3 protein-coding genes are annotated in these 2,101 nt (G+C 71.2%); all 3 read left to right on the top strand.

Annotated features, from left to right (window positions below):
- The coding region (locus VGD32_RS09750; protein ID WP_331031696.1) for a hypothetical protein at nucleotides 1–341 on the top strand (341 nt) is incomplete at its 5' end.
- A 3-nt stretch (nucleotides 342–344) separates the two neighbouring features.
- Entirely contained in the window at nucleotides 345–1,214 is an 870-nt protein-coding gene (locus tag VGD32_RS09745; RefSeq protein ID WP_331031695.1) for a 50S ribosomal protein L11 methyltransferase, read from the top strand.
- A 54-nt stretch (nucleotides 1,215–1,268) separates the two neighbouring features.
- Nucleotides 1,269–1,766: a hypothetical protein gene (locus VGD32_RS09740; protein WP_331031694.1), complete on the top strand. Its 498-nt coding sequence runs from the start codon at nucleotides 1,269–1,271 to the stop codon at nucleotides 1,764–1,766.
- The last annotated feature ends 335 nt before the right edge of the window (nucleotides 1,767–2,101 follow it).

Here is a 2,101-nt window from a genome sequence, read left to right as displayed (position 1 = left end):
TGGCGGCCGGCTTGGCGGCGGCCTTCGGCGCGGCCTTCACGGCCGGCTTCGGAGCGGCCTTGGCGGCGGGCTTCTTCGCGGCGGCGGGAGCGGCGGCGGGTTTGGCGGCCGGCTTCGGCGCGGCGGCCTTGGCCGGAGCCTTCGTCGCGGCCGGCTTCGCGGCGCTCGACTTTGCCGCCGGTTTCGGCTTGGAAGCGGCGGACGCCGCCTTCGGCTTGGCGGTACTCGGCTTGGACGGTGCTTTAGCCATGGATTCCCCGACCCCTCGGTTCAGTTGGTTGATGCTGGCGGTGGAGCGCACGCCAGCGCGTGTCTCGATTCGTCATGATAGCGGTGTTTGAGAAATGTCCGAGTCCGCAGTTCAAATAATCGCGAGGGGCCCGCGCGGGATCGCAGAGGCCGCCGCGGTGTCTCTGGATTCCGACCCGCTGCTGGAGGGCGCCACCTATTCGATCCTCGAGGAAGACGAGGACCGGGGCATATGGCGGATCGACGCCTTTCCCAATGATGAAGACGACGCGCGCGGCATCGAGGCGCGGCTGAAGGCGCACGACGGACTGACCGTCATCGTCGAGAAACTGGCCGACGCCGACTGGCTGGCCATGTCCCTGTCGGGCCTGCCGCCGGTGCGCGCCGGGCGCTTCTTCGTCTACGGCGCCCACGACGAGGGCGTCGTGCCCCGCAACACCGTCAACCTCAAGATCGACGCCGGCGCCGCCTTCGGCACCGGCCATCACGGCACCACGGTCGGCTGCCTCGTCGCCTTCGACGAGCTGCTCAAGCGCGAACGGTTCGAGCGCGTGCTCGACGTCGGCTGCGGCACCGGCATCCTCGCCATAGCGGCGGCGAAGACCGGCTCGAAGGTCGCCCTGGGCACCGACATCGACGCGCCGTCGGTGCGCATCGCCAACGAGAACGCGAAGCTGAACATGGCCAACGCCCGCTTCGTCCACGCCTTCGGCCTCAACGACCGCAAGGTGCGCGGGCAGGGGCCATACGATCTGGTCTTCGCCAACATCCTGGCCCCGCCGCTGGTCAGCCTGTCGCAGGACATCAGGGAGGCGCTGCAACTCGGCGGCGTGGCCATCCTGTCCGGCCTGCTGCGCACCCAGGAACGGCGGGTCACCGCCGCCTACCTCTCGCGCGGCTTCGTGCTCGAGCGCCGCATCCGCCGCGACGCCTGGAGCGCCCTGGTGCTGCGCAGGGTGGGTTAACGGCGGAACGGACGACAACCGGAGCCGTTGCGGCAGTTCATTGGAGGACTGCCCGTGACCCAGTACGATCCGAACCTCGACCCGCGCCGCCCCGTCGTCGACCCGGGCGACCACGTCGAAACCGTGGAGACCGTCGTCACCGGCCCCGGCGTGGTGACCGAAACCGTTGAACGGGTGGTCGTGCGCGACTCGAACAGCGGCTGGTGGATCGCCGGCATCCTCGGCGGCCTGGTGCTGATCGCCGTGTTGTGGATCCTGTTCGCCCGGGGCGGCGCGCCGCAGACCGACGAGGAGGTGCTGGAGGCCCGGCTCGACGCCGCCGAGGCCCAGGCCCAGGCGGACGCCGCCCTGGTCCAGGGCCAGGTCGCCGGCGCCCAGGCCAGCGTCGACATCGCCCGCGCCAACGCCGCCGCCGCGGCCGCCGAGGCGCGCGCCGCCGAAGCCCGCTCCGCCCCGCCCGTGGTGATCGAACGCGAGGTGCCCGTGCCGGTCCCGACCCCCGCTCCCGCGCCCGGCCCGGCCGTCGTCAGCCCGACGGCGCCGCAGAACTGATCCGGCGCGCCGGTCGATTGCGGCTCTCTGACGGGGGCCGCGGGCGCCGGGCCCCGGCTCTCCGAAGGCCCTGACGCTGTGCTGACAATCCGGGAATCCATAGTCGGATAGCGCGGATAATCCCCCGCCTTTCCAGACACATCGCCTTTTCTCGAACCTGTTTCCTGAGCACGCCCGATCCCGGGCGCATAATAGGGGCATCCCGTCGATGGGGAGGGCGTCGGATCCACGCTCCTCGACGACGGCGGGCTGTGGTCGAGCGATGAAGCCCGGGCGATGGAGAGTCCGGGGGTCCTCGAGGGCAGGGATGGATCCTGCCCGCTTGCTCGCCGCGC

Origin of the sequence: Brevundimonas sp. (assembly GCF_036402095.1) — a bacterium.
Taxonomy (GTDB): Bacteria; Pseudomonadota; Alphaproteobacteria; order Caulobacterales; family Caulobacteraceae; genus Brevundimonas.
The sequence above is the reverse complement of the archived record's forward strand: the minus strand, read 5'-3'. Positions and strand labels throughout refer to the sequence as shown.

Bases quoted from the DNA above. Each gene is read 5' to 3' on its own strand.
- VGD32_RS09745 (WP_331031695.1), top strand. From the start codon at position 345: ATGTCCGAGTCCGCAGTTCAAATAATCGCGAGGGGCCCGCGCGGGATC.